This window comes from Anaerolineae bacterium, from assembly GCA_011176535.1.
Lineage (GTDB): Bacteria > Chloroflexota > Anaerolineae > Anaerolineales > DRMV01 > DUEP01.
This window is the reverse complement of the sequence record DUEP01000101.1, coordinates 1-25,709: the sequence shown is the minus strand read 5'-3', so window position 1 is coordinate 25,709 and position 25,709 is coordinate 1. Positions and strand designations below refer to the sequence as shown.

The window sequence follows — 25,709 nt, the reverse complement described above, 5'->3', positions numbered from 1 at the left end:
TCCTATCCCCTTCCGAGGTTGAACTATGATTGATGTCAATGATCTCCGCAAAGGTGTGACCTTTGAACTGGACGGTAACATTTACCGGGTGCTGGAATACCATCACCACAAGCCCGGACGGGGCAAAGCCACCATTCGCATCAAAGCCCGAGACCTGCGCTCTGGCGCTATCATCGAGCGCACCTTTCCCAGCGGCAACACGGTGCAGGACATCCAACTGGACTACCACAACGCCCAGTACCTGTACACCGACGGCGACACATACTACTTCATGGACACGGAGACCTACGAACAATACGGCATCCCCGCCGATGTGCTGGGCGACGGCGCCAAATTTCTCAAGGACAACATGGAAGTCAAACTGACCTTCTACAAAGGCGAGCCGTTGGATGTTGAGTTGCCCACCACGGTGGACCTGAAGGTGGCGCAGGCCGAAGTGGCCGTCAAAGGCGACACGGCCACCGGCCTGACGAAAAAGGTGGTCACCGAGACCGGAATGGAAGTCACCGTGCCGGCCTTTGTCAACCAGGGCGATGTCATCCGCGTGGACACCCGCACCGGGGAATATGTGACGCGGGTGAGTTGAATCCTACCTATGGCGCGAAAGCGCCCCCTGGTGGGCCATTTTCGTTTTCCGGCCCGCAGCCGGAAAGGGTTTTGCCAGGGCAGGCACCGACGATGCGGCTCCGGCACCCTTCCAGCGTCCGACGGCCTACGCATCCATTCGCTCTGCCCTGTGTTTTGTTCTGTAACCCATTCCCATCCCTGGAGGAAGAACCATGCCCCGCTTCATCGACCTTTCGGCCCCCATTGCCCCCAGCCCGGAGGGCACGCCGCCCTTCCTGCGCGTGGAAATCGAATATCACGACCATCAGGCCGGTGCCGCTCAGGCCCAGGCGCTGCTCAAGGTGCCGCCCCACCTGTTTCGCAACGGGGAAGGCTGGGCGACCGAGACCATCACCCGCTTGGGCACCCACGACACCACCCATGTGGACGCACCCTACCACTACAACAGCACCATCCAGGGCAAACCCGCGCCTACCATCGACCAGTTGCCCCTGGAGTGGTTCTTCAGCGACGGGGTGGTGCTGGACATGACACACAAGGGTAAAGGCGACCCGGTCACCGTGGCCGACATTCAGGCCGAACTGCAGCGCATTGGCTACACCCTCAAGCCCCTGGATATCGTGCTGGTGCGCACCGGTCAGGACGCCTACTACAACGCGCCCGACTATCTCTTCCGCGGCCCCGGGGTGACCGCCGAGGCGACCATCTGGCTCTACGAACAAGGCGTGCGCGTGATGGGCATCGATGCCTGGGGCTGGGATGAACCCCTGGACCTGCAGGCGCAAAAGGCGCTCCAGGCCGGGAAGCCCGGGGTGTTCTGGGCCGCGCATCAGGTGGACCTGCCCTACGCGCAAATCGAGCGCCTGGTCAACCTGGGCAAACTGCCGCCTTTCGGCTTCAAGGTAGCCTGCTTCCCACTCAAGGTGCAGGGTGGCAGCGCCGGCCCGGCGCGCGTGGTGGCCATTCTGGAGGACTGAGGGAGGAATCGATGCGCCTGCGCCGCGCACGCTTGAACGAACCGTCATCCGCCGTCTACTCGGTGGTCGTGGAACACGAAGGCCGATGGGTCCCCCTGGTACCGGCGCTGGAAACCTTCGGCGCGCAGGATTACCCTACCCTGGACCGTACGGCCCAGGATGTGGTGGCCTTCCTCCAGGCCGGGGAAGCCGCCCAAGAGGAGGCCCGACGTCTGCTGGATGCGATCGGCGCGACCGATTTTGCCGGGCGCTTCGACCCCAGTCCAATTTTGCCCTTCACACCGCGCACCTTCCGCGATTTCATGCTCTACGAGCAGCATGTCATCCACGCCGCCAAAGGGCTGGTCAGGCGCTTTCTCCCTCGAATGTGGAAGCCCCTGGCGCTTTACGAACGCCTCACGGGCAAACCCCACCCCAAACTCCGCCCCAAGCCTATCTGGTACGAAAAGCCCATCTACTACATGGGCAGCCCGATCAACTTCTACACCGAAGGGGAGACCATCCCCTGGCCGGCTTACACCCAGGCCCTGGACTACGAACTGGAACTCGGGGTGGTCATCGCCCGCCCGCTCTACAACGCCACGCCGGAGGAAGCGCTGCAAGCCGTCGGCGGGTTCGTGGTCATCAATGACTTCAGCGCCCGGGATGTGCAGTACCCCGAAATGATGAGTGGCTTCGGCCCAGTCAAGGCCAAGAGCTTTGCCAACGGGATGAGCGTGGAAGTGGTGACCGCCGACGAGGTGCTGCCTTATGTGGAAAACCTGGCCGTGCGCGTCACAGTCAATGAGCAAACCTGGGGCGAAGGCACCACAGCCGGCCCACAGCACAGCCTGGCCGAGATGGTCGCCTACGCCTCGCTGGGCGAGAAAGTGGTCCCCGGCGAGGTCATGGCCACCGGTACCATCCCCGGCTGCAGCGGGATGGAAACCGACCAGTGGCTCTCCCCCGGCGACGTGATCACGCTGACCATCGAACGGGTGGGCAGCCTGACCAACCGCATCGGCACACCGGAGGGGTAAAGTCGCCGCGCGCAAGGGGAACGCCCCATCCCAGAGAAGCACCATGACCGCTCAAGCGGCTCACTCTCGCCTGCCGCGCCTCTCGCGGCAGGCGATTTGGCATTAGGTGGGCCCGGAGGTCGCCCGCCGGGGCCTGGCCTACTACCGCGCCGGGCGCCTCGCCGCGTTGCGGCGCTATGGCCCCACCTTGCTGGCCTTGTGCCAGGGTCAGGCGGTCGAGCCCTACCGCGTGCGCGTCACCTTGGAGGCTCAGGGATCCGAGGGGCGCGCTGCACCTTCCCGGCCGAGCGCGCGACGGCCGGGGCAAGCATATGGCCGCGCTGCTCTGGGCCTGGCACCACCGCCCCCACCAGTTCCACACGCCACAGCCGCTGGCCCCACGCCTGCGCCGCCTTTCGCCCCAGGCATTGATTGTTGGAGCACGCCCTGCAACTGCATGAGGTGGTCGAAGGCTATCTGGCGCAGCAAGCGCCCGACCGCCCTTCCGACGACACGGAGGCACCATGACGCTCACCCTGCTCCTCGACCTGGACGACACCCTGCTCACCAACGGCATGGATACCTTCATCCCGGCCTATCTGAAAGCCCTGCCGAGGACCTGTGCGACCAGGCCGACCCCGAAGCCATGATCAACGCCTTGCTGGCCGGTACACGGTGCATGTACGCCAACGAGGACTCCACCCACACGCTCCAACAGACCTTCGACGCGCTGTTTTACCCCGCCCTGGGCCTGGATCCCACGGCGCTGGCCCCACGCCTGGCGCGCTTTTACGCCGAGGTCTTTCCCCGGCTGCGCCACCTCACCGCGCCCCGCCCCGCCGCGCAACGGCTGGTCACCGCCGCCCGCGCCCGAGGCTACCGGCTGGCCCTGGCCTCCAACCCCCTCTTCCCCCGCGCGGCCATCGTCGAGCGCTTGCGTTGGGCCGGGCTGGACCCCGCACACTTCGACCTCATCCCCGGCTACGAGACCTTTCACTTCGTCAAGCCGCACCCCGCCTTTTTCGCCGAGCTGCTGGCTCAACTGGGCTGCCCGGAGGGGCCGGTGGTGATGATAGGGAACGCCCCAGAAGACGACATCGCCTCCGCCCGCCGGTTAGGGTTGTCCACTTACTGGGTGACCGACAGTCCACCCCCAGACCTGCCCGCCCCCCACGGCGCCGGACCTCTGGAAGGGATGCTGCCCTGGCTGGAAAACACGCCCCCAGAGGCTTTGCTGCCCCAAATGGAGCATCGGGAAGCCTACCTCTACCGCCTGCGCGCCACACCCGCCGCCTTTCATACGGCCATCGCCACCCTGCCCCCTGCGGCCTGGCATCGCCGTCCGGACGCCCGCTCCTGGAGCCTGACCGAGATCCTCTGCCATCTTCGCGATGTGGAGGCCGAGGTTCATCTTCCTCACTTACGCAGGGTGCTCACCGAAGACAACCCTTTCTTGCCCCACATCGAGACCGAGCGCCAGGCCGAAGAAGGTGTTGACCAACACCAGGACGGTGCGGAAGTCCTGGCCCGCTTCGTCGCCCTGCGCCTGGAGACACTGACCTTGCTCCAGAACCTGCCCCCCGCCGACTGGGTGCGACCCGCCCGCCATGCCCGGCTCGGCTCCATCCACCTGACCGAACTGGTAGGTCTCATCGCCGAGCACGATCGCCTCCACCTCCGCCAGGCCGCACCGCTGTGGCGCGCCTACCCTAACGGCACGGGTCTGGTAGAATGAGGGCACCCACCTGGTAAAAACGAGGAGTTGTCCCATACGCCTCGAATCTCTGTGCATCCACGCCGGCGTGGAGCCGGACCCGCAAACCGGGGCGGCGATGACCCCCATCTAACAGACTTCCACCTGTGTGCAACACGGCGTGGGCAAACCGCGCGCGGGGGGGTACATACGAATACTCCCGCACCAAAAACCCCACCTGCGCCGCCTTAGAGGCCGCGCAGGCCGCCCTGGAGGCGCATCCTACGGCCTGGCCTTCGCCTCAGGCATGGCGGCCATCAACACCGTGCCCCGTTTGCTGAACCCCGGCGACCATGTGATCGCCGGGAATGATGTCTACGGCGGCACCTTTCGCCTGTTCGACAAAGTGCTGCGCCGCTACGGCCTGACTTTCACCTTCGTGGAGACCACGGACCCCGGGCAGGTGGCCGCTGCCCTGCGCGCCGAAACCCGCATGATCTGGCTGGAGACGCCCAGCAACCCCCTGCTGCGGGTGACCGACATCGCCGCTCTGGCCCAGATGGCCCACGCCCACCCCAACCGCCCCTTTCTGATGGTGGACAACACCTTCGCCACGCCTTACCTCAGCGGCCCCTTGACCTGGGGGCAGACCTGGTCATTCACTCCACCACCAAGTATCTGGGCGGCCACTCCGATGTGGTGGGCGGCGCGGTGGTCACCAACCAGGCCCAGACTTACAAACGCCTGGCCTTCCTGCAGAACGCCGTCGGCGCGGTGCCGGGCCCGATGGACTGCTTCCTGGTGCTGCGGGGCATCAAGACCCTGCCCGTGCGGATGGACCGCCACGCCGCCAACGCGGCCGCCGTGGCCGACTTCCTGGCCGGGCATCCCAAAGTGGGTCAGGGGCTTTACCCCTACCATCCTTCGCACCCCAGGTCGTCATCGCTCAGTGGCAAATGCGCAACGGCGAGGGGGATGGTGTTCTTCGTGGCACAAGGCAGCGCGGCAGCCGCCGTGCGCGTGGCTGAGGGGACGCGCCTGTTCGCCCTGGACGAATCCTTAGGCGGCGTGGAATCCCTTATCGAAGTGCCCTCGGCCATGACCCACGGGCCGACCTGGAGCAGGCCCTGGCCAGGATTTGAGGGCCCGCGGCCCTCTGTCGAGGGGAGAGCGCAAGCGTAAGGATTACGCCCGCGCTTCTCTTACCGCGTGCCCCACCTTGCCGGCCACAAAGACTGGGCGATGAAATCCAGCACATCGATTTTGGTCAGGGTGCCCACCAGGCGCTCGTTTTCCACCACCACGACCACCTCCTTCTCCAGGAGCACGGGGAGCACTTCGTCCAGCAAGGCAGAGGGCGGAAAAGTCGGGGGCGGAGGGCCGACGATGGGCGCTCTCCTCTTCCAGAAAGCCGTTCTCCCGCATCCTGTTGTCGTCGAACACCTTGGAGAGATACCGGGATCCGCTGTCCGGGAAGATAACCGCCACCAGTCGGTCGTGGGTCAATCGACGGCAATACCGGGCCACGGCCGCCAATGCGGAACCAGAAGAGCCGCTGGCGAAAATTCCCTCTTCGCGTACCAGGCGGCGTGCCCACAAGAAGGATTCCTTGTCGCTGACCCGGACAACCTCGCCGATGACACTCAAATCCAGCGTCGAGGGGAGGAAATCCTCTCCAATGCCCTCGACTTTGTAGGGCGGGCCTCAACGCCCGGGTGCACCTTTCCCCGGTTTTCCCACAACTCTTTCAAAATGGCTCCCTTGATGTCCACGCCAACGATGCGAATGTTTGGGTTCTGTTCCTTCAGGTAGCGCCCCACCCCAGTAATAGTTCCTCCTGTGCCCATGCCGATAATTACATCGGTCACCCGCCCTGGGTTTGCTCCCAAATCTCGGGACCGGTGGTCAGGTAATGGCTCTCTTGGTTGGCAGGGTTGTGATACTGATTGGCCAGGATGGCGTTGGAGGTTTCCTCACGATGCGCCTGGCGACATTGTGTACGAACGCAGCTCCTCCGGGGGCACCGCCGTAAGGGTGATGATCACCCCCGCGCCAAAAGCGCGCAACAGTTGCACCTTCTCCTAGCTCATCTTGTTGGGCATGACAAAGATCGCCTTGTAGCCCTTCAAGGCACAGGCCAAAGCCAGGCCCACCACCGTGCCGCCCGCCGGGTTTCAGTTTCCCGCTCCGTTCGGCCTCTTCGATAATGCGCACCCCAATGCGGTCCTTTACCGAGTCCTCAGGGTTGAAAAACTCCACCTTAGCGTACACCGGGCAGGGTATACGCCGGGGTGACCTGGCGTAGCCGCACTAAGGGGCGTCCAGCCAATGGTCTGCAAAATGTCCTCGTACACCCGCAAATCTGGGGAAACCGGTGAAAAGTTACCCATTGTACGCTCTCCTGACAATCGTTCTTCCAAGGTGGCGATCGATTCGCCTTGCCGTAGCGCGAGCGATGTCCGTCCAAAGGCGTTCTCGCCTCAACCTGTTGTATAGCGCCTCATCGTGCCGGTTGACACCCATTATAAACAAACCGCTCCGGTGACAAGGCAACCTGCAGTCAGGAGGAGTTCGAACGCCAAAGAAGGTCCACGATATGCTACAATTAGCGCCGCTGCCAGCAAACCAAGCCAAGCAATGGGAGAGGCGCATGGAAAGGCAAACCTCTTGGACGCAGACGCAAATTTGGATCATGGCCGCACGCCCTAAGACCCTGCCGGCGGCTATCGCGCCGGTTCTCGCCGGCCTGGGTTTGGCCGCCCACCAGGGCCCCATTCACTGGCCGACGGCGGGGGTCACCCTTCTGACGGCGCTGCTGCTTCAAATCGGTGTGAACTTCGTCAACGATGTGCAAGACTTCGAAAAAGGGGCCGACACCGTGGGCGAACGGTTAGGCCCACCACGGGCCACGGCCTTAGGCCTGGTCACCCCTCAGGCCATGTGGCGGGCGACCTGGCTCACCTTCGGGCTGGCGTTGGCCCTGGGGCTTTACCTGGTCTGGGTCGGCGGCTGGCCCATTCTCGCCATCGGCCTGTCCGCCATCCTCGCCGCGCTGGCCTACACTGGCGGGCCGTATCCCCTGGCCTATCATGGGCTGGGCGAGGTCTTCGTGTTTCTCTACTTCGGCCTGTTCGCCGTGGTGGGCACCTACTGGCTACAACGCCACGCCGTTACCCCCCTGGCCTGGTGGGCCGGAGCCTGGCTGGGCCTGCTCAACACAGGGATCCTCACCGTCAACAACTACCGCGACTTAGCCAACGACGCCCAGGCGGGCAAGCATACCCTGGCCGTACGCTTGGGTCCCCAGAGGACGCGCAGGTTTTACGCTTTGCTCCTGGGGCTGCCCTACCTGCTTCCCACCGTACTGGTGGGCCTGGGCAGGGCGCCTTTGGGGGTGTTGCTGGTCTGGCTCTCGGCCCCCATGGCGGCGCTGGCCGCGCGCGCAATAGGGCGCCTGCAGGGGCGAGAACTGAACGCCCTGCTGGCCCTGACCGGGAAGTTGACCTTGTTGTATGGTGGACTGTTGGCCCTGGGAATGCTCCTGTTCTGAGAAATGGTTCGGCCACGCCCGAAACGCTCCATATTGCCGCGTCGCATGCGTCAGCGACCCATCAAACAAGCCAAGGAGTTCCCCGATGAAGAAATCATCCCCTCCCCCAGATACGCGGCCCCTCCCCGATCACGGGCCGTGTTTCGTTTGTGGCCATAGCAACCCGCAGAGCATCGGCGTCACCTGGTTCGCCCAGCCCGATGGCCGCATTACGGCCACGGTGATTTTTACCGAAGCCCAACAAGGGCCGCCCGGTTTCGCCCACGGCGGCGCTTCGGCGGCCGTGCTCGACGAAGCCATGGGCGCGGCGATCTGGAGCGCCGGGCACACCGTGGTCGCCGTCAATCTCAATGTGGACTACCATCGCCCCGTGCCGTTGGGCCAGCCCGTCAGCGTGGAGGCCCGCATCACTGGTTGCGATAGCCGCGCCATGTACACCCAGGCCGAACTGCGCCTGCCTGATGGCCGGGTGGCCGTGAGCGCCCGCGGTATTTATGTGGAAGCTCCCCATCTCTTCAACGAGGAAGCCGTGCGCTCCTGGTTGGGGAGCCACGAAGCGAGAAAGCCAGACCAGAACTGAAGGAAGAGACCTCCCCTCGGTTCTGGCAACCACCCCCAGAGGTCGGCTGCCGGAACACCGGGAAAAAGCACCACCCCCAGAGCCAGGGGAACCTGGCCTGGGGGTGGTGTGCGTTTCCGAGGGCCCGTCAGGCGCCCACGGCTTCCTGGGCCAGCAAAGCCTCTTCTTCCTTGGCTACTTGCATCCCGGCTTCCACATCCACTTTGGTCAGGATGTACCCGCCCAGAATGAAGAACAGGATGATGGAGACGATGCTCAGGCGGCTGCTGCCCATTAGTTGGCCCACCAGCCCAAAGAGCAAAGGGCCGAAAATACCCGCGAATTTGGACGAAACGCTGAAGAAGCCGAAAAACTCGGCCGATTGGCTCTTGGGCACCATCTGGCTGAAGAGCGAACGGCTCAGCGCTTGAGAACCACCCTGCACGGTGGCTACCGCCAGCCCCAGCAGCCAGAAATGCCAGGCCGCGCTCATGAAGTAGCCGCCGATAGAGATCAGGGTATAGACCGCCAGGGTGATGTAGATGGCCCGCTTGGTACCGATTTTGCCCGCCAACCAGCCGAAGAAGAAGGAAAAGGGGATGCCAACGAACTGCACCAGCAACAAGGTGCCGATGAGGTCGGTCGAGCCAATACCGATCTCTGCCCCGTAAATCGTGGCCATTTTGATAATGGTACCGATACCATCGTTATAAAGCCAAAAGGCCAGCAGGAACTTCCACAACTCATCGTAACGCTGCACCTTACGGAAGGTGTGGGCCAGCCGGCTAAACCCGGCCTGCACGGGGTTCATGCCGGCCTCTCGTTTGAGCACGCGCCGGACCGGCTCAGGCACCCAAACCCACAACGGGATGGTGAAAACCAGCCACCAGATGGCGGTCATCAGGAAGGACAGACGGGTGAAGAAACCCACCTTTTCGTCGGGGGCGGTCATGATCAGACCCAGACTGACCGCCAGGAGCAAACCGCCCCCCAGGTAGCCCAAAGCGTATCCCGCGGCCGAGACCATATCCCGCTCGTTTTCCGCGGCCACATGGGGAAGCAGGCCGTCGTAAAACACATTGGCTCCGGCAAACCCCACATTGCCGATGATGTAGAAGATGGACGCCTTAAGCCAGTCGCCGGAATACACACCGTACAGCAAAGCGGTCCCCAGGATGCCGAAGAGGGCGAAGCCAGTCAGGTAGCGCTTCTTGGCCCCGCTGAAATCGGCCATCGCCCCCAACACCGGGCTGATCAACGCCACAATGAGCAATGCGATGGAGGTGGTGTAGGCCCAATATACCGTGGCCGTGTTCCCCGGCAAGGTCGAACCGGCCACTTTGCTGTAGTAGACGGGTAATACCGCCGCCATAATGATGGTGGCAAAGGCCGAGTTGCCCCAATCGTACATTGTCCAGCCGAAGACTTCTTTGCGCTTGAGCAATTGCCACAGACTGGGCCGTTGGGATTGCTCCGCAGTGGTCATATCTCCTCTCCTCCTCCGAGTGGATGGGATAGGGAACAGGAGCCTGGGAGGGGCATCCCCCCCAGGCCCGGTTCCGCAACGGTGCCATAAGTCTCAATTGCCCTAACACCCGATGAGCGGGTTGGGGACGCCCTTGGGGTTGTCGCGGTAATCGTAGAAGCCGATGCCGGTCTTGCGCCCCAGGAAACCGGCATCCACCATCTTGCGCAGCAGGTAAGCCGGACGATACTTGTCGTCGCCCAAGTCGCGCTGGAGCACCTCCATCACATACAACACCACATCCAGGCCGATGAGATCGGCCAGGTACAGCGGCCCCATGGGATGGTTCATGCCCAACTTCATCACCGTGTCGATGGCCTCAATGGTGCCCACGCCCTCCTCCAGGGCAAAGATGGCCTCGTTGATCATCGGACACAGGATGCGGTTGGAGATAAAGCCCGGCGCGTCGTTGGCCTCCACCGGCACCTTTCCCATGGCTTTCGCCACATCGAAGACCGCAGTCGTGGTCTCGTCCGAAGTGCGCAGCCCCCGAATCACTTCCACCAGTCGCATCAACGGCACCGGGTTCATGAAGTGCATCCCTATCACCTGCTCAGGCCGCTCGGTAACCGCGCCGATCTTCGTGATCGGGATCGAAGAAGTGTTGGAGGCCAGGATAGCGTGTTCGGGGGCGATTTTGTCCAGGTCGCGGAAAATTTGCAGTTTGATCTTCGGGTTCTCGGTAGCCGCCTCAATGATCAGGTCAGCCTCGGCAGCAGCGTCCAGACTGCCCGTGGTAGGGATATTCAAGGCTGCCTGACGCTGCTCTTCGGTGATGACGCCCTTTTCCACCAGTTTGGCGGTGGATTTGTCAATGGTGGCTTTGGCCCGTTCCAGTTGTTCAGGCACCACATCCATCATCGTCACGGAAAAACCAGCCACCGCCGCAGTCTGGGCAATGCCGTTGCCCATCGTTCCCGCACCGACGACGAAGATTTTGCGAATGGTGGTCATAGGAATCCTCCTCATGTTCGTTGCATCGTTAGTCGTAGGTCCATTGGGTCGTTGGAGCGTTACGACTTCACGACTCCACGATCTCGATCGCCATCCCCACGGCTTCGCCACCGCCGAGGCATAGGGCGGCCAGGCCCCGCTTCAGGCCACGGTCCTTGAGAGCATAAATCAGGGTGGTCAAGATGCGCGCTCCGCTGGCCCCAATGGGGTGCCCCAGGGCGATGGCGCCGCCGTGCACATTCACCTTGTCCCAGTCCCAACCCTGGTCGGTCAATTCCTTGCCGTTGGCCAGCACCTGGGCGGCAAAGGCTTCGTTCAATTCGATAAGGTCCACATCCTCCAGCGCCCAACCGGCTCTAGCCAACACCTTGGGGATCGCCTTGGCCGGGGCGGAGAAGATCCACTTCGGCTCCACGGCGGCGTAACCATAAGCCACGATGCGCGCCAGAGGTTGCAGGCCATGCGCCTCGGCATAGGCCGCGCTGGCGACCACCACGGCCGAAGCGCCATCGTTCAATCCCGGCGCGTTCCCCGCGGTGACGATGCCATCGGGTTTGAAAGCCGGCTTGAGTTTGCTCAGGGCTTCCATGGAAGTATCGCGGCGTGGGGTCTCATCGGTATCCATCACCGTGACCTGCCCCTTGCGGCCCGGCACCTCCACTGGCACGATCTCCGCCTTGAACTTGCCCGCATCGATGGCCGCGACGGCCTTTTGATGGCTGCTGAGGGCAAAGCGGTCCAACTCTTCGCGGGTGAGGTGGAATTGCTCGGCGATGAATTCGGCCGCGCCGCCCATGTGCCAGTCCTCGAAGGGGCACCACAGGCCGTCGTGCATCAGGGCGTCCACCATCTTCGCGTGGCCGTAACGCAACTCGCCCAGGCGGCCATAGACCAAAAACGGCGCACGGCTCATGCTTTCCATCCCTCCGGCGACGAACAGGTCGCCATCCCCGGCGCGTATCGCCTGGGCGGCCAGCATGACCGCTTTCAGGCCCGAACCACACACCTTGTTCACGGTAAAAGCGCCCACCGTCGGGGGCAAACCGCTCTTGATGGCCGCCTGCCGGGCCGGGTTCTGCCCCAACCCCGCACTGACCACATTCCCCATCACCACCTCGTCGACAGCGGCAGGGTCGGGCAGGTTGGCCCGCCGCATGGCCTCACGGACCACAATACCGCCCAACTCCGTGGCCGAGAGGGCGCTCAGGGTGCCGCGAAAGCGCCCCATGGGCGTGCGCACAGCACTGAGGATCACGGGTTGTTGCTTCAGGTTCACGGATATGCCTCCTCGTCAAGGTTTCACAGGCTGAGAAACAAACCGGCCACGGCAACCAAGAGCCATGGCCGGGGGCAGGTTATTCCTTTTGGGCCAGGGCAAGCCAGGCCTCATGCAAACGCCGGTAAGTCACCTCTAACGCTTCGGGCAACACCCGGGTCTGGGCCACCGTGGACATAAAGTTCGTATCGCCGGACCAGCGGGGCACCACATGCATATGGAGATGATCGGCTATGCCGGCGCCCGCCGCCACACCCAGGTTCATCCCTAAGTTGAAGGCCTGGGGATGATAGACGGTTTTGAGCACCTGCACCGCCTGGACGGTCAGTTCCATCATCTCTGCCCGCACCTCAGGGGCCAGGGACTCCAGTTGAGCCTGGTGCTCATAGGGCACGATCATCAAATGTCCATTGGTGTAAGGGAAGCGATTGAGAATAACATAGTTCAACCGGCCCCGGTGCACGATCAAATTCTCCGGCCCATCCTCCTGACCCGGGGCCCAGCAAAACACGCATACGGCATCGCGTTTGTGGTTTTCAATGTACTCCATACGCCAGGGTGACCACAAATGCTCCATACGGCCTCCGCGGGGATGTTTTTGGTGATTGTATCATGTTTCTGCGGTATGATAAAATCCTAACAGGTCAAGTTCAGGTCGTCTGTTGAGGTTACGATGCCCACCAATCCCACTTTCCTGCGCACGGCCCTGATCGTGCTCACCGCCTGGAGCGGGGCCTTCCTGGTGGCCCTTTGGCTCAGCCTGATTTTCTGGACCTATCGCGACATCCGCAACCGAGGCTCAGATCCCTTGTTGCGTATCCTGGCCGTGTTGCTGGTGGCCGTGCTCTTTCTGCCAGGTTTTGTCGTTTATCTCATCCTCCGCCCGCCGCACACCCTGGAAGAGGAATACCAACGTGCCTTAGAGGAGGAAGCGCTTTTGCAGGCCGTGGAGGAGACCTCCCGCTGCCCCGGTTGCGGACGGCGCACCCAGGCCGATTGGATTATCTGTCCCCACTGTCAGACCAGGTTGAAAAAGGTATGCCATCACTGCGGGAAGTTGATGGAATTGCCCTGGGAAATCTGTCCTTACTGCGCCACCCCGGTGCCCGGCGTCCGCCAGGAAAAGATCTCCCTCGACGACGCGCTGACCCCTCTGTTGGTCGAATCGGGCGAACCCGAAGGGGGAGCGCCCCCGGGCAATGATCTGTCCCCGGAATGAACCGTCACCGGATCCAGCACTGGATCCGGTTTTGTTTTTCCCCCTTGCCGCCCCAACAAATCATTCCCCTTCCAAACGGGCCAGCACGGCCATCAAGCCATAGGCTAGAGCACCCGCCAGCAAAGCACCGGCCAATCCCCAGAGCAGGAGATGGCTCCCCGCCGAAGCTTCGCCGTCCTTCTTCGATGCAGGAGAAGGCGTGGGTGTAGGAGGGGCAGCAGAGGGGGTTGAGGACAGGGCCTCCATGGTTGGGCTAACTGTTGGTGAGGGGGAAGGGGTGTGCGTGGAGGTGGGTCTGAGCGTTGGAGATGGGGAAACCGTAGGCGTAGGGGATGCCCCGGCGCGAATGACGATTTTCTGGCCCGGGTAAATGATGCTGCTCTCGGTGAGTCCATTGAGCCGCAGGATTTCTTCCAGGGGCACGCCATACGCCAGGGCGATTTGCAGCAAAGTCTGCCCTTGGCCCACCGCATGAATCACGGCGCCGTCGGCGTTGGGGGTGGCGACGATCACCGGCTCCGCCGTGGGGGCTGGCGGCACGGGCGTCGCGACCTCGCCGTTCCCTTCGCCCGTTGGCTGCGGTTCGCCGATGTAATACGCTGCGTCGAGGGTAAAGTAGGTCTTTCCCCCGCCCTCGGCGCACCCGGCCCCCACATCGCGGTAATTTTCGCCCAGCATGGTGTGCAAGTGAGGCGCGTCTTCGGTCCAGATTTGCACAGCCCATGCTGGGCTGACATAAGACGAAGTGCCCCAGGCAATATTCTCCGAGACGAAAACGGCGGCCTCGCCGCCGTATCCCGCCGCCCGCACCCGATCGCGGGGATGGTCGCCGTTGGGCCCGATGTGCGTCCCCTGCCGAATGGACGCCTGGTATTCGCTGTGGGCCTGAGCCACCGCCATGAGGATAGGGTCCACACGATACGGCGGCAGGCCGTTCTGGGCTCGCAAAGCGTTCACCCGCTGAATGAGTTCCTGCGGACAACTGTTGGCCCAGGCTGGCGTGGGGCGCTGGCTCCCCCAGAGCACGCCAAACAGCGCCAGGGCCCCCAGCAAAAGGGCAAATGCGGCTTGACCGGAAGAAGGTTTGTCCATGGTGTGTTCTCTTCGCGCTTGGTGTACAATGGCAATGATAACACGAGTGCATGCGTTGAAGGCCGAAGATGCGCAAAAGGGGTCATTTCATCGTACGGATGCTGACGCTGTTGCCTTTCTTTGCACTCGTTGTGCTCGTCTCCTGCCGCCCTTCTACCCCGCAACAAACCAGCGCCGCGCCCACGGCGGCAACGCCGTCCGCGCCCACCCTGGCGCTGACCAGTCCGGCCTTCGCCTATGGCGACCCCATCCCTGTGCGTTACACCTGCGATGGCCAGGACATCTCCCCGCCCCTTTCCTGGGGCACGCCGCCGCTGGAGACCCGCTCTCTGGTGTTGTTGGTGGAAGACCTCGACGCCCCATAGGTACCTGGATCCACTGGCTAGTGTACGACATACCGCCCTCGCAGCAGGCCTTGCCCGAAGGCGTGTCCGGCGTGGGTACGCCCGGTCGCAACAGTTGGCAGCGCACCGGCTATGACGGCCCCTGCTGGATGCTGTTTTATCTCTGCCCGCAGGGGCAACTTGGCCGCAGGTGCAACAGGCTGTGAGCGGTTACCTTCTGGCTCAGGGCGAGTGGATGGGCGTATATGACTGATAGTGGGGCTGGCGCTTCCTGCGGTAAAATACCTTGGTGAGATGCATCGGGCGAGCCTTCATGGCTACGCGAAATCCTCGTTTTTTACCAACCACCCTCCTACGGAGAGCCTTCCCATGTCCCTCATCTATGACATTTCCGTCCCCGTGAGCCCACGCCTCCCCGTCTGGCCCGGTGACCCCGCCCCCATGCTGGAACGCTACCAAAGCATGGAGCAGGGCGCCGAAGCCAACCTCACCCGCTTCGCCGCCGGCGTGCATGTGGGCACCCACATCGACGCCCCGCTGCACTTCCTCGCCGACGGAGCCCCCGTGGACGCCATCCCCCTGGAGCAACTCATCGGCCCGGCCGAGGTGATCAGCCTCACCCACGTCAATGCCATCACCGCTGAGGTACTGACCCAGGCCGCCATCCCCGCCGATGCGCAACGCCTGCTCTTCAAAACACGCAACGCCAGTCTTTGGCGTGAACCGGCCTTCCGCCGCGATTACGTGGCCATCACCCCCGACGGCGCCGAGTGGCTGGTCACCCACGGCGTGCGCGTAGTGGGCATCGATTACCTGTCGGTAGCGCCCTTCGAAGATCCCGTCCCCACCCACCGCATCCTGCTCAGCGCTGGCGTGGTCCTCATCGAAGGCCTTTACCTCAACGAGGTGCCTCCCGGGCGCTACACCTTATATTGCCTGCCCTTGCGCCTTCAAGGGGCCGAAGGTGCCCCGGCGCGGGCTATCCTGGTCAAGGAAACCTGATGCCGCCCTCCGCGTTGATTCTGGTGCTCATCGACGGCCTGAGGGCCGATGTGCTGCAAGAAGCCGTGGCCGAAGGCCAGACGCCACACCTCCAGGGCTTGCTAGGTCCAGATTTGCAGCACGGCTACCTGGGCGCGCTAACCTCTACCGCTCCCAGCGTGACCTTCGCCGCCCAGGCCTCTCTGATCACCGGCGCTCCGCCCAACGCCCACGACATCCCCGGCAATCAGTTCTTCGACCGTTTCGGCGTGCACAACCGCGGCAAACCGCGCTGGTTCGCCTTCGATGTGGGCGAAACGCTGCAAATCGACGACGCCTTGGCCGTGTTCACCCAGGGGCTGGCCAACCAATGCCTGGGGGCCCGCACGCTCTACGAGCGCTTTGCCGCCTGGGGGTGGACCTCGGCCGTCTTCGGCCACATGAACGCCAATGGGGCCGATGTCTGGGAGCCGCTCCCCACGACTCTTTTGGCCCGCCTGCACTTCGCTCAGGCCCCCTTAGGCAGCCAGCCCTCCGAAGTGGACCGGCACATCATCGCCCGTGTCAAAGCCTACCTGAAGGCGCACCCCTTACCCCACATCCTAACGGTGTACCTCATCGGCCTGGACCACGAAAGCCACCATCACGGGCCTCAGGCCCAAAAAGCCTATTTGAGCCGGGTGCTCGACCCCCTCCTCGGCGACCTGCAGCAGACCGTCGCCGCCGCTTCCGGGCCCAACGCCGCCGCGCCCTTCTGGGTGTTGGCGGCCGACCATGGTCAAACCCCGGTTCCCGCCGACGACGCCCACTCCCTGCGGCTGCGCTGGCCCACCGAGCGCGAACTGGCTGGCCTTTTCGATGCCTTGGGGCTGGATGTGCTCGACCACCCCGGCGAAGGGACCCACTGCGACGCCGTCCTGGCGCTCAACGGCGGCATGGCCGGGATTTACCTCCGCCGCCCCAGGGCCGAATGGAGCCAGCCGCCGGATTTTGCCCAACAGGTCCGGCCCCTGGCCCGGCTGGTCTGGCGCTCCCACCACCGGGGAAGCCCCACCCCTGCGCTTCAGGGCGCCGTGGAGGCGGTTCTCGTGCGCTCGGTGGAGCGAGACGGCTGGCAGGCGGGGTACGCCTGGCTCCCCCCAGAGCCCGAAGCCGACCCTCTTCTCCTCCACGAAGCCCCTCTCCCCAAGCACTGGGTGGACCCCATAGCCCGTCTGAACGGCTTACAGGGCCCTCTGAGCCCGGATATCCTAATTCTCCCCAAAGGGCAGGAAGGTTTCTACTTTGGCCCTCCTTTGTCGGGCGTCCACGGCGGGCTGGACCCCGCCGCATCGCAAGCCGCCTTGGCCCTGGGCTGGCCCAAGCCACACACGCCCTGGCCAGCCGTCCGCGAGGCGTTCCTCCACGGCTTGCAGCGCCAAATGGCCATGCGCGGCCACCGTCGCCCTTCCATCGCCGACTTGCTTCCGGCCCTGGAATACCTTTGGGCCCACACCTGACCTCTGAGAAAGGCACCTGATGACCGGATCTCGCTGGAAACCCGTTGGCAAACTGACCAACCCCTTCTGGGAGTTCCAAACCCTGTTGGACCAGGGGCAACCGGATTTGGGGGATCCGTCCGTCCCCCTGTTTTCCTTGCTCCCCCGCATGACTCACCTGCCCCAAATCGAAGGGGCGCGGCTGCGCCTGACCCTGAGCCACCGCGCCAGCCACGGCAAAGTACTGGCCACGCTCCATCCCGACCGCCTGGCCTGGCATCGCGTCCCCACCGCAGAGAACGACTGGCAGCGAGGGCTTCTGGCAGCCCAGGCTTACCTCATGCTCCCTTCGGGCAAAGGGCGTGTGGAGGGAAACCTGCTCTGGCTCCTCAGTTTCGCCCTGCACCAGAAGGCACCGTTGCTCCTCTGGCAAAGCACCGTGCACAACCTCTCGCGCCTCCCGGTGACCCTGCGGCGTTACGCTCCGCTGGCCCTGGGCCCTGACAGCCACAACCTGCCCCGCAAGGGCCTGCTCGACCTTTTCCCGGCGCGTTTTCACATTTTCCGGCTTCTTTCCCGCCCCATCTCGCCCAGCGCTTACTACAACCTGACCGAACGCTTCGGCAGCCTGCGCCTGAGCGAGAGCGCCCGCCCTTTTCAGGCTGCCTCCTTCACCGTAGAGACCCTCGCGAAGCCACTACACGCCTGGTGGCAGGCCGCAGCCAGGCCGCCCACGCCGCCATACTGGCCCTCCGCGCCGCTCACGCTTCAAACGCTCCACATCCCCGCAGAGAACCGCGCCCTGCTCCTCATCACCCAGAAGGCCCTTCAGGCCAAGTGGTGGGTGCAGAACAACCCCTTCGCTCCGGGGCTACGGCTGGTGTTCTATCCTGAGGTCACCCTCGCACCGGGCGAGGCCTGGCAGGGGCCTCCCGTCCTACTGGCCTGGTACGATCCTGAAATCCAGGCCCTCCCCACCCTACCCGAAGCCGTGCGGCAAGGTATGCTGACCTGAGTTCCAAGGGGCTGGCATGAACCTTGCACCGCGGCTTTCGACCCCTTATCCTTCATCCCAGGATACCCTGACCATGGAACTCCGGCAGCGCTTAACCCCTCAGGTCGGCACCAAAGTCACCCAAAAGGTCTCGGTGGTCCTTGCCCAGACCATGCATTTGCTCTCCCTTTCCCTGGATGACCTGACCGCCGAGGTGGAAACCGCCCTGGCACAACACCCCTCGCTGGAAATCGCGCCGGAAAGGCGCTGCCCCTCTTGTGGCCGTCGCCTCCCCGCCGAGGGGCCATGTCCCCTTTGTCATCCGCCCTTGGGGCGCGACGCCCTGGAGCCCATCGTCTTTCTGGCCGATCCCGCCGACTTTCGCCCGCCGCCGCCCACGCCCACCGAGGTCGAAGATCGCCTCTTGCCCGAAGAGACCTTTTTCGCCCAAAGCACCACCCTGGCGGAGTATGTGCTGCGCCAGATTGCGCCGGAACTGCGTCCAGACGAGCGCCCCATCGCCGCCTATTTGCTCACCCACCTGGACGACGACGGCCTGCTGACCCTTTCACCGGCCGAAGCAGCCCTGCACACCCGGGCCTCCCTGCGACAGGTGCGGCAGGTATTGCGACTGATCCAACAAGCGGACCCGCCGGGGGTGGGCGCCGCCTCACCGCAGGAGGCCATGCTCATCCAACTGCGCCTGCTGGCCGAGATCCAGCATCCGGTACCCCCCAAAGCCAGCGAGGCGGTGCAATTGGGGCTGAACCTGCTGCAACCCAGCCGCGTCAGTGAACTGGCCCGCCGCCTGGGTATCCGCCAAAGCGAAGCGCGGGACCTGCTGGACTTCATCCGCGCCAACCTCAACCCTTATCCTGCCCGGGCCGCCTGGGGAGATCTGCATCAAGGGCAGGAAGAACCCTGGCTGCCCCATTTGCGCCCCGATATCGTGTTTTCGCTGCACAACGGCGATTCCAACGGCCCTCTGGTGGTCGAGGTGTTCGCACCGGGCCTGCGCCTGCGGGTCAATCCCACCTTCCGCCACACCACCGCCCAGGTAGACGACCATCATCGGGCAGAATGGCAGCAGGAAATCCAGCAAGCCACCTTGCTGCTGAAAAGCCTGCGCCAACGCCATCACACCTTGGTCCGCCTGGCCCGGTTGCTGGCGCGCGAACAGCGCGACTTCATCCTCCGCGGCCCTCGCCATTTGCGGCCCATGACCCGCGCCGCCGTGGCCCGCCGGCTGGAGGTGCACGAATCCACCGTCTCGCGGGCCGTAAGCCACAAAACCGCCCAGTTGCCCAATGGACGGCTCATCCTCCTCAGCGACTTCTTCGACCGCAGCCTGCCGGCCAGGGCCGCGCTGAAAGCCCTCATCGCTTCCGAATCAAGGCCTCTGAGCGATACCCAACTGGCCCGCCTGCTCAGCCAGGAAATGGGCCATCGGATCGCCCGGCGCACGGTGGCTAAATACCGCGCCATGGAAGGCATTCCCCCTGCCCATCTGCGTCAGCCTCTGCATAAACACCGGCCATGACCCCTTTGCCTTTTCGCCTGCTACCTGCCTCTTTCTTGCGTGCCTTGCTGGACGCCCTGAGCGACGATGGCGTCCTGATCCTTTCCCCTTCGGGACGCATCGTGGAGATCAACACCCAGGCCCTGCAGTGGGCTGCCATGACGCGGAAGGAGTTGCTGGGGCAAGACCTGGGGCTGCTCTTCCCTCCGGCGCTCCGGCAACAGGGACGCTGGGTGTTGCGCAATCGTCACGGCACCAAGCAATTCGTCTCCGTGCGGGAGATTCACCTCATCAACGGATATCGCGTGCTGCGCATCTGTTCCTGGTCCGAGGCGCAGGCCCGGGAAAAAGCCTCCACCTTGCACGAAGAAGCCGGTCGCATCCTGCGGTCCCTGCTGGATCGCATCTCGACGCCCTTCGAGGCCTTTGCGCTCCAACTGGTCCTGGAGGAGATTCATCCGGTCGCCATGGCCCAATGGGCCGCCTTTTACGCTTTGGGCGCTGGCGAATGGCAACTTCTGGCCGGGAGCGGCCCGCTGCCCGACCTGCCCTTGTCCATCGCCTGGGAGGCTCCCCTCCCCTCGGTCCTCCTTCACCCCCAACTTTGGGGGCCGCGTAACCGTCAAACCCTCCCCGATTCCCCCTGGGCCCAGATCATTCGCAGCCAGGGCTATGTGTACACCTTCCCCATCGGTGAACCGCCCACGCCTCACGGCCTCCTCATGCTGGCCTATGAGGAAAAGCCCCCGGAAGCCTTGCTGACCCCCCTGCTCCTGACCGTCGCCCATCTCTTGAGCGCCTGGGAACGCCTGCACCGGCAAACCCTGCAATATAAAACGGAATGCCGAACCCTGACCGAGCAGGCGCAATTGGGCACCCAGTTATGGCGCTGGCTCCCTCTGCCCGCTTTGATCCTGGACGGGCAGGGCTACATCCTGACGACCAACCAGCCTGTGCTGCACCTCTTGGGCTATCAAAACGACGAAGTGCAAGACCTCCCCGGCGAACAGGTGATCATCCTCCAGGAGCGTTCCGATCTGCCGCTCTTCATCGAACAGGCCCTTCAGCAGGGACGAGAACAAACCCTGGAGGGGGTTCACCTCATCCGACGCTCCGGCGAAAGTTTCCCCGCCACGCTGCACTTCCTTCCCCTTTCGAGTGAGCGATTGCTGCTGCTCATTCAAGACCACACCCCGGATGTCCAGGCCGTCACCCTGGAACGGCGCGCGCTGCTGGGCACATTGCTGGCCAGTTACGCTCACGAAATCCGCAACCCCCTCAACAACCTGAGCACCGGCCTGGAATACCTGCTCCTCACCATAGAAGACCTCCCCGACGAGGACGGCGCTGACCTCCGCGACACCCTGGAGCGCATGCGCCAGGACATCGAACGTCTGGAGACAATGAGCCGGCGCCTGCTACAATTTGCCCGGCCGGCCGGCGATTTGGGCAACCGCCGGGTCAAAATCCAGACCCTGCTCCACAACCTGGTCTACCGTTGGCAGCCGCGCTTCTCCCGATACAACATCGAAGTGCTGTGGCAGATCCCCGAAGACCTCCCGCCGGTATGCGGTGACGCCGTGTTGTTAGAACAGGCCTTTGCCAATCTGGTGGACAATGCCATTCAGGCTTTGAAGCAGCACACCCTGCCCCGGCAAATCGTCCTCCGGGGCGTCCATCAGGCCCAACACATCGAGATCATCATCGCCGATAACGGGCCGGGCGTTCCCGCAGAAATCCAAAAACGGATTTTCGAGCCGTTCTTCACCACCCGTACCGACGGTCATGGTTTGGGGCTGGCGCTGGTGCGCAAGACCATCACCGACCATCGGGGGGGCGTGAGCCTGGAAAGTTACCCCGGGCAGGGAACGCTGTTTCGCATCCGCCTCCCGGTTTCCAGACATCCTGCGTGCTAAGGAAGGCCTATGAGTTTCACCGTTCTCCTGATCGAAGACGAAGAAAACGCGCGCCACAACCTCAGCGCCCTGCTACGCAAAAAAGGGTATGTCCCCTTGCTGGCGGCCACCCTGGCCGAGGCCCGGCAGGCCCTGGCCCGAATGGAAGCCGACATCGTGCTCCTGGACTGGCACCTGCCGGACGGCATCGGGGTGATGCTGCTGGAAGAAATGAACCAGTTGCCCACCCGCCCTCCCACCATCATCATCACCGGCTACGGGGACATCGAGATGGCCGTGGAGGCCATGAAACACGGCGCACTGGACTTTCTCACCAAGCCCATCAAATTCGAGCGCCTGCTGAACACGCTGGAAAAGGCCACCGACCTGGTGGAACTGCAGCGCGAACTGGCCCTGTTGCGTCGCCAGCAAAGCCATCAAATGCCCAATATGGTGCCCAGTCAATCCCCGGCCATACAAGAAGTGCTGACCATGGCCCAACGGGCCGCCGAGCACGCCGTTTCCGTGCTCATCACCGGGGAAACGGGCACCGGCAAAGAGGTGCTCGCCCGCTTCATCCATCGGGTGGGCCCCCGGGCCGCCAAGCCCTTCGTCACGGTGAACTGTGCCGCCCTGCCCGAAAACCTGCTGGAATCCGAACTTTTCGGCCACGAGGCCGGGGCCTTTACCGACGCCCGCGAACGCAAGCCGGGATTGATGGAACAGGCGGACAAAGGGGTGCTTTTCCTGGACGAAATCGCCTCCATGCCCCTGAGTATGCAGGCCAAACTGTTGCGCGCCCTGGAAGAAGGGGCCATCCGTCGCGTTGGTGGGACCAAGATGATCCCCATCGATGTGCAGATCATCGCCGCTTCCAACCGCGATTTGAAAAAGATGATGACCGAAGGCACCTTTCGCGAAGACCTCTACTTCCGCCTCAAGGTGCTCGACCTCAACCTGCCCCCTCTACGCGAGCGCAAAGAGGACATTCCCGCGCTGGTAGGCCACTTTCTGCGCGAGGCGGGCACCCGTATGGGTAAGCCCATCCTCGGCATCGCGCCCCGGGCCCTGCAGGCGCTGATGGACTACGACTGGCCCGGCAACATCCGGGAACTCCGACATGTCATCGAGCGCGCCGTGCTCCTGTGCGACGAGGAAACGATCGACCTCCCCCATCTGCCCGCCGAGTTTCGCTGAGCGGCTATCCGACCCCTTCCCGCTCGACGAACTTCGCCCAGGCCCCTTCCCACGGGCGAGTGGGACGCTGCCGCTTGGGCAACTTCACGCTGCCCAAGTGCCCAAACAACGCCGCCGCCACCCGGGAGACCTCCTCCCAATCTTCCGCGAGCAGCGCCTGGCGCAACTGCTCCGCCAGGCGCCCGGCCCATTCCCATTCCAGACGAAAGCGGTCGGCTTTGACCCAATAGCCTCGCTTTTCCCAGGCATCGGTGGTTTCGTGGATCGTGGCGGCCAGTTCTTCCAGCGTCAGCACGAGAAAGGCCGCCAGATCCCGGGTCGTCTGCTCAGGAGAAGTCTGGGTCATCAATTCCCGCAGGGCCAAAGCCAGGACCTGCAGTAACATCTTGCGCCGTTTTCCCACGGCGTTGGGGTTGACCACACGGCTCACACAACACTCCTTTATCGGGATGGCGAGATTATATCAGAGGGGACCCCTTCCCGGGGGAGGGTCTCCTCCCCAAAATCCGGCTTACAGCCCGTGGGATTTGCAGTACAATCAAGGTGCGAAACCGGACCTCGGGGACCGTCCCCACCCCCGGGCAGGCATCTGCCCTCCAATTCTCCCCCCAAAGGAGCACCTATGACCTGGAAAGTGCTCATTGCCGACAAACTACATCCTGCCGGGCGCGAGCGCCTGGCCCAAAGTGCTCAGGTGGACGACCACGCCGGGATTTCCGCCGAGGAACTGCAACACATCATCGGCGACTATCATGCCCTCATCATGCGCAGCCGCACCAAAGTGACGGCGGATTTGCTGGCCGGGGCCCGCAACCTCAAGGTGGTTGGCCGCGCCGGGGTAGGCGTGGACAACATCGACCTGGAAGCCGCCAAAGCCCACGGGGTGACCGTGGTCAACGCCCCCCAGGCCACCTCCAACGCGGTGGCCGAACTTACCCTCGGCCTCATGCTGGCCATGGCCCGGCGCATTCCCGAAGCCGACGCCAGCATGAAGCGCGGCGAATGGCTGAAGAAGCAACTTTCGGGTGTGGAGTTGGCGGGCAAGACCTTAGGCATCTTCGGCATGGGCCGCATCGGTAGCCTGGTCGCCCAAAAAGCCGCGGCCTTAGGGATGCGCGTTATCGGCTACGACCCCCTCATCCCGGCCGAGGAGATCCGGCGGCGAGGGGCCGAGCCAAGGGATACGCCACAAGCCCTTTACGCCGAGGCCGACTTCATCAGCCTGCACGTGCCCCTGACCCCCGACACGCGGGGCATGATCGGCGCCGAAGCCTTCGCTCAGATGAAGCGCGGCGTGTATCTGGTTTGTGCGGCTCGCGGCGGGGTGATCGACGAAGAAGCGCTGCTCCAGGCCCTGGAAAGCGGCCAGGTGGCCGGCGCGGCGCTGGATGTGTTCGCCACCGAGCCGCCCGGCGCCTCCCCCTTGGTCGCCCATCCGCGGTTGATCGCCACGCCCCACATCGGCGCCCAGACTGCCGAAGCGCAGCAGCGTGTGGCCGTGGACATCGCCGAGGAGGTCCTGGCCGCGCTGGAAGGCCAGCCCCTACGCTGGCGAGTGGTGTAACGGACAATAGGAGATTCTGTGGAGAAAACCTCGCCCCCGCTGGGCTCATGGCGTCCAGCGGGGGCGTTGGCATCTATCCGAGACGGTTACTGAAACAAGACGCGCCAGATGAGGTCGACAAAGGTGTGCGTCAGCACGGGGGCGAGCAGGTTGTTGCCGCTCCTGCGATAAGCCCAGCCGTAGAACACTCCTGCCAGGGTGGCCAGAGCCACATAGACCACTTTAGTCCCCAAATCGCCGGCATTGTTCCAATGCATGAGGCCAAAGGCCAGCGCCGAGAGAAACAGCGTCCACCCCCGGCGGGTGCTCATCTGATCCAGGCCGTGGAGCAGGATGCCGCGAAAGAACATCTCCTCAGGCAGGGCCACCGTGAGGAACAGCCCCACAAAATGGGCCAGCAGCGCCAGGAGCTGCGTGGGCGGGAAGGTGAGGAAACGAACCGCCAGCCCCAAGGGGATGACGATGGCCGCAAAGACCACCGTCGCCACCACGGCGATGCCTAAATCCCGCCAACGGGGCGTGAGGCGGTAGCCGAACGCCGGCAGTTCCCGTAGCCCATACCAACCCAAGACCGCCACCACGGTCAGCATGACCGCCCACCAGTTGTAGGCAAACCCCTTGGGGCCGTGCCACAAATCGTAGTTCCAGCGTAGGTCAAAGGGGATCCAGAGCCAGAGCCAGACAAGCGCATCGGCCCAGGTCAGGCCGGACTGCCCCTTTTGGATTTGGCGCAGCGTGCCCAACGCCGCGACCAGGCCCACGATGAAAATTGTGGCCGCGTAAGGGTCGAAACCGGGCGTGAGGATGTTGGAGGCGAGATAGAGGGCGCTCAGCCCCCCAGCCGCCACCAGCCAGGCGCGGGGGCTTTGTTGCAGCCAATCCCGCACCACGGTCGCCGCCCTCGGTGAGCCCAGGGCCAACTGCGCGCCGATGAGCGGCGCCATCCCCAACAACAGCGCGGCCCACGACAGTGGAGCCGGGGGCACGCCCTTGTCGCGCACCACCATCACCAGCAGCCCCGCGCCGAGGATGCTCCATACGAGCCAAAGCGCCCACCAGGTTTTGGTTTTCATGGTCTCCTCCTCAGGGTTCATTGATCAGGCACCTACCAGGCCGCGTTCAAGCCACGCTCTTTCCCCCGCACACCTCTCCTCCTGCAGGAAAAGCCTGCAGCGCCCTGACACCAATTTCATTCGGCCTCGGGCTCGAAGGCCTGACTTGTTACCCATGGCTACCCTTTACCGTCACAAATACCCAGTGAGCCGAGTTGTTACGGACACCCCCGCTCCGCGACAACCAAACGAAATCATTCCGGGCGGCGGATAAG

The 25,709-nt window shown here is 63.7% G+C and carries 24 protein-coding genes and 2 pseudogenes; 16 read left to right on the top strand and 10 right to left on the bottom strand.

Translation table 11 applies throughout. The annotated features are described in order from the left end of the window. The first annotated feature begins 25 nt into the window (after positions 1–25). The 5 genes from efp (at position 26) to G4O04_09055 (ending at position 5,298) form a co-directional block, all read left to right on the top strand. A complete protein-coding gene (gene efp / locus G4O04_09075; GenBank protein HEY58665.1) occupies positions 26–586 on the top strand; it encodes an elongation factor P in 561 nt (186 codons plus the stop codon). Between the two features lie 193 nt (positions 587–779). Next, positions 780–1,544 carry a cyclase family protein gene (locus G4O04_09070; GenBank protein ID HEY58664.1) on the top strand — a complete coding sequence of 255 codons (765 nt, stop codon included), beginning with the start codon at positions 780–782 and terminating at the stop codon, positions 1,542–1,544. A gap of 11 nt (positions 1,545–1,555) precedes the next feature. Beyond that, complete coding sequence (locus G4O04_09065) at positions 1,556–2,563, top strand: fumarylacetoacetate hydrolase family protein (GenBank protein HEY58663.1); 1,008 nt, start codon at positions 1,556–1,558, stop codon at positions 2,561–2,563. A gap of 625 nt (positions 2,564–3,188) precedes the next feature. Further along, complete coding sequence (locus G4O04_09060; GenBank protein ID HEY58662.1) at positions 3,189–4,277, top strand: HAD-IA family hydrolase; 1,089 nt, start codon at positions 3,189–3,191, stop codon at positions 4,275–4,277. 265 nt (positions 4,278–4,542) lie between these two features. Next, a complete protein-coding gene (locus tag G4O04_09055) occupies positions 4,543–5,298 on the top strand; it encodes a hypothetical protein (protein HEY58661.1) in 756 nt (251 codons plus the stop codon). A gap of 139 nt (positions 5,299–5,437) precedes the next feature. Here the strand turns inward: G4O04_09055 and G4O04_09050 are convergent, their stop codons facing one another. The 3 genes and pseudogenes from G4O04_09050 to G4O04_09040 all read right to left on the bottom strand — a co-directional run bounded on the left by G4O04_09050 (position 5,438) and on the right by G4O04_09040 (position 6,103). Further along, positions 5,438–5,584 (bottom strand): hypothetical protein, encoded by a 147-nt coding sequence (locus tag G4O04_09050; GenBank protein ID HEY58660.1) that lies wholly within the window; start codon positions 5,582–5,584, stop codon positions 5,438–5,440. Positions 5,585–5,708: 124 nt separating this feature from the next. Next, positions 5,709–5,915: pseudogene (locus G4O04_09045) on the bottom strand (pyridoxal-phosphate dependent enzyme). Next, positions 5,879–6,103 (bottom strand): hypothetical protein, encoded by a 225-nt coding sequence (locus G4O04_09040; GenBank protein ID HEY58659.1) that lies wholly within the window; start codon positions 6,101–6,103, stop codon positions 5,879–5,881. Before G4O04_09040 ends, G4O04_09045 begins: the two are co-directional and overlap by 37 nt. A 782-nt stretch (positions 6,104–6,885) precedes the next feature. Between G4O04_09040 and G4O04_09035 the strand changes: the two genes are divergently transcribed. Together G4O04_09035 and G4O04_09030 are read left to right on the top strand one after the other, a co-directional pair. Next, a complete protein-coding gene (locus G4O04_09035; GenBank protein ID HEY58658.1) occupies positions 6,886–7,785 on the top strand; it encodes a 1,4-dihydroxy-2-naphthoate polyprenyltransferase in 900 nt (299 codons plus the stop codon). Between the two features lie 85 nt (positions 7,786–7,870). Further along, entirely contained in the window at positions 7,871–8,365 is a 495-nt protein-coding gene (locus G4O04_09030) for a PaaI family thioesterase (GenBank protein HEY58657.1), read from the top strand. 127 nt (positions 8,366–8,492) lie between these two features. Here G4O04_09030 and G4O04_09025 read toward each other — a convergent pair whose 3' ends face one another. The 4 genes from G4O04_09025 to G4O04_09010 form a co-directional block, all read right to left on the bottom strand. Beyond that, positions 8,493–9,830, bottom strand: coding sequence for an MFS transporter (locus G4O04_09025; GenBank protein HEY58656.1), 1,338 nt, complete (start codon positions 9,828–9,830; stop codon positions 8,493–8,495). 102 nt (positions 9,831–9,932) lie between these two features. Beyond that, the gene (locus G4O04_09020) at positions 9,933–10,823 is read right to left on the bottom strand and encodes a 3-hydroxybutyryl-CoA dehydrogenase (GenBank protein HEY58655.1); all 891 of its coding nucleotides are present in this window, start codon (positions 10,821–10,823) and stop codon (positions 9,933–9,935) included. 67 nt (positions 10,824–10,890) lie between these two features. Continuing rightward, a complete protein-coding gene (locus G4O04_09015; GenBank protein ID HEY58654.1) occupies positions 10,891–12,099 on the bottom strand; it encodes an acetyl-CoA C-acetyltransferase in 1,209 nt (402 codons plus the stop codon). Between the two features lie 79 nt (positions 12,100–12,178). Further along, positions 12,179–12,676 carry an HIT domain-containing protein gene (locus G4O04_09010; GenBank protein ID HEY58653.1) on the bottom strand — a complete coding sequence of 166 codons (498 nt, stop codon included), beginning with the start codon at positions 12,674–12,676 and terminating at the stop codon, positions 12,179–12,181. Between the two features lie 96 nt (positions 12,677–12,772). Between G4O04_09010 and G4O04_09005 the strand changes: the two genes are divergently transcribed. Then, positions 12,773–13,318, top strand: coding sequence for a zinc ribbon domain-containing protein (locus G4O04_09005; protein ID HEY58652.1), 546 nt, complete (start codon positions 12,773–12,775; stop codon positions 13,316–13,318). 60 nt (positions 13,319–13,378) lie between these two features. Here G4O04_09005 and G4O04_09000 read toward each other — a convergent pair whose 3' ends face one another. Beyond that, positions 13,379–14,410 carry a LysM peptidoglycan-binding domain-containing protein gene (locus G4O04_09000; protein HEY58651.1) on the bottom strand — a complete coding sequence of 344 codons (1,032 nt, stop codon included), beginning with the start codon at positions 14,408–14,410 and terminating at the stop codon, positions 13,379–13,381. A gap of 98 nt (positions 14,411–14,508) precedes the next feature. Here G4O04_09000 and G4O04_08995 point away from each other — a divergent pair. The 7 genes and pseudogenes from G4O04_08995 (at position 14,509) to G4O04_08965 (ending at position 22,818) form a co-directional block, all read left to right on the top strand. Further along, a pseudogene (locus G4O04_08995) lies at positions 14,509–15,007 on the top strand (YbhB/YbcL family Raf kinase inhibitor-like protein). Between the two features lie 116 nt (positions 15,008–15,123). Further along, positions 15,124–15,756, top strand: a complete 633-nt coding sequence (locus G4O04_08990) for a cyclase family protein (protein ID HEY58650.1) — start codon at positions 15,124–15,126, stop codon at positions 15,754–15,756. Beyond that, positions 15,756–17,234, top strand: a complete 1,479-nt coding sequence (locus G4O04_08985) for an alkaline phosphatase family protein (GenBank protein HEY58649.1) — start codon at positions 15,756–15,758, stop codon at positions 17,232–17,234. Before G4O04_08990 ends, G4O04_08985 begins: the two co-directional genes overlap by 1 nt. 19 nt (positions 17,235–17,253) lie before the next feature. Continuing rightward, positions 17,254–18,228, top strand: coding sequence for a hypothetical protein (locus G4O04_08980; GenBank protein ID HEY58648.1), 975 nt, complete (start codon positions 17,254–17,256; stop codon positions 18,226–18,228). Positions 18,229–18,301: 73 nt separating this feature from the next. Continuing rightward, a complete protein-coding gene (locus G4O04_08975) occupies positions 18,302–19,747 on the top strand; it encodes a hypothetical protein (protein ID HEY58647.1) in 1,446 nt (481 codons plus the stop codon). Continuing rightward, entirely contained in the window at positions 19,744–21,642 is a 1,899-nt protein-coding gene (locus G4O04_08970) for a PAS domain-containing protein (GenBank protein HEY58646.1), read from the top strand. Before G4O04_08975 ends, G4O04_08970 begins: the two co-directional genes overlap by 4 nt. A gap of 9 nt (positions 21,643–21,651) precedes the next feature. Then, complete coding sequence (locus tag G4O04_08965) at positions 21,652–22,818, top strand: sigma-54-dependent Fis family transcriptional regulator (protein ID HEY58645.1); 1,167 nt, start codon at positions 21,652–21,654, stop codon at positions 22,816–22,818. 4 nt (positions 22,819–22,822) lie between these two features. Here G4O04_08965 and G4O04_08960 read toward each other — a convergent pair whose 3' ends face one another. Continuing rightward, positions 22,823–23,248 (bottom strand): hypothetical protein, encoded by a 426-nt coding sequence (locus G4O04_08960; protein HEY58644.1) that lies wholly within the window; start codon positions 23,246–23,248, stop codon positions 22,823–22,825. Between the two features lie 192 nt (positions 23,249–23,440). On the opposite strand from G4O04_08960, the gene G4O04_08955 reads away from it, so the two are divergent. Further along, positions 23,441–24,382 (top strand): hypothetical protein, encoded by a 942-nt coding sequence (locus G4O04_08955; GenBank protein ID HEY58643.1) that lies wholly within the window; start codon positions 23,441–23,443, stop codon positions 24,380–24,382. 86 nt (positions 24,383–24,468) lie between these two features. Here G4O04_08955 and G4O04_08950 read toward each other — a convergent pair whose 3' ends face one another. Further along, positions 24,469–25,455 carry a CPBP family intramembrane metalloprotease gene (locus G4O04_08950; protein HEY58642.1) on the bottom strand — a complete coding sequence of 329 codons (987 nt, stop codon included), beginning with the start codon at positions 25,453–25,455 and terminating at the stop codon, positions 24,469–24,471. Between the last annotated feature and the right edge of the window lie 254 nt (positions 25,456–25,709).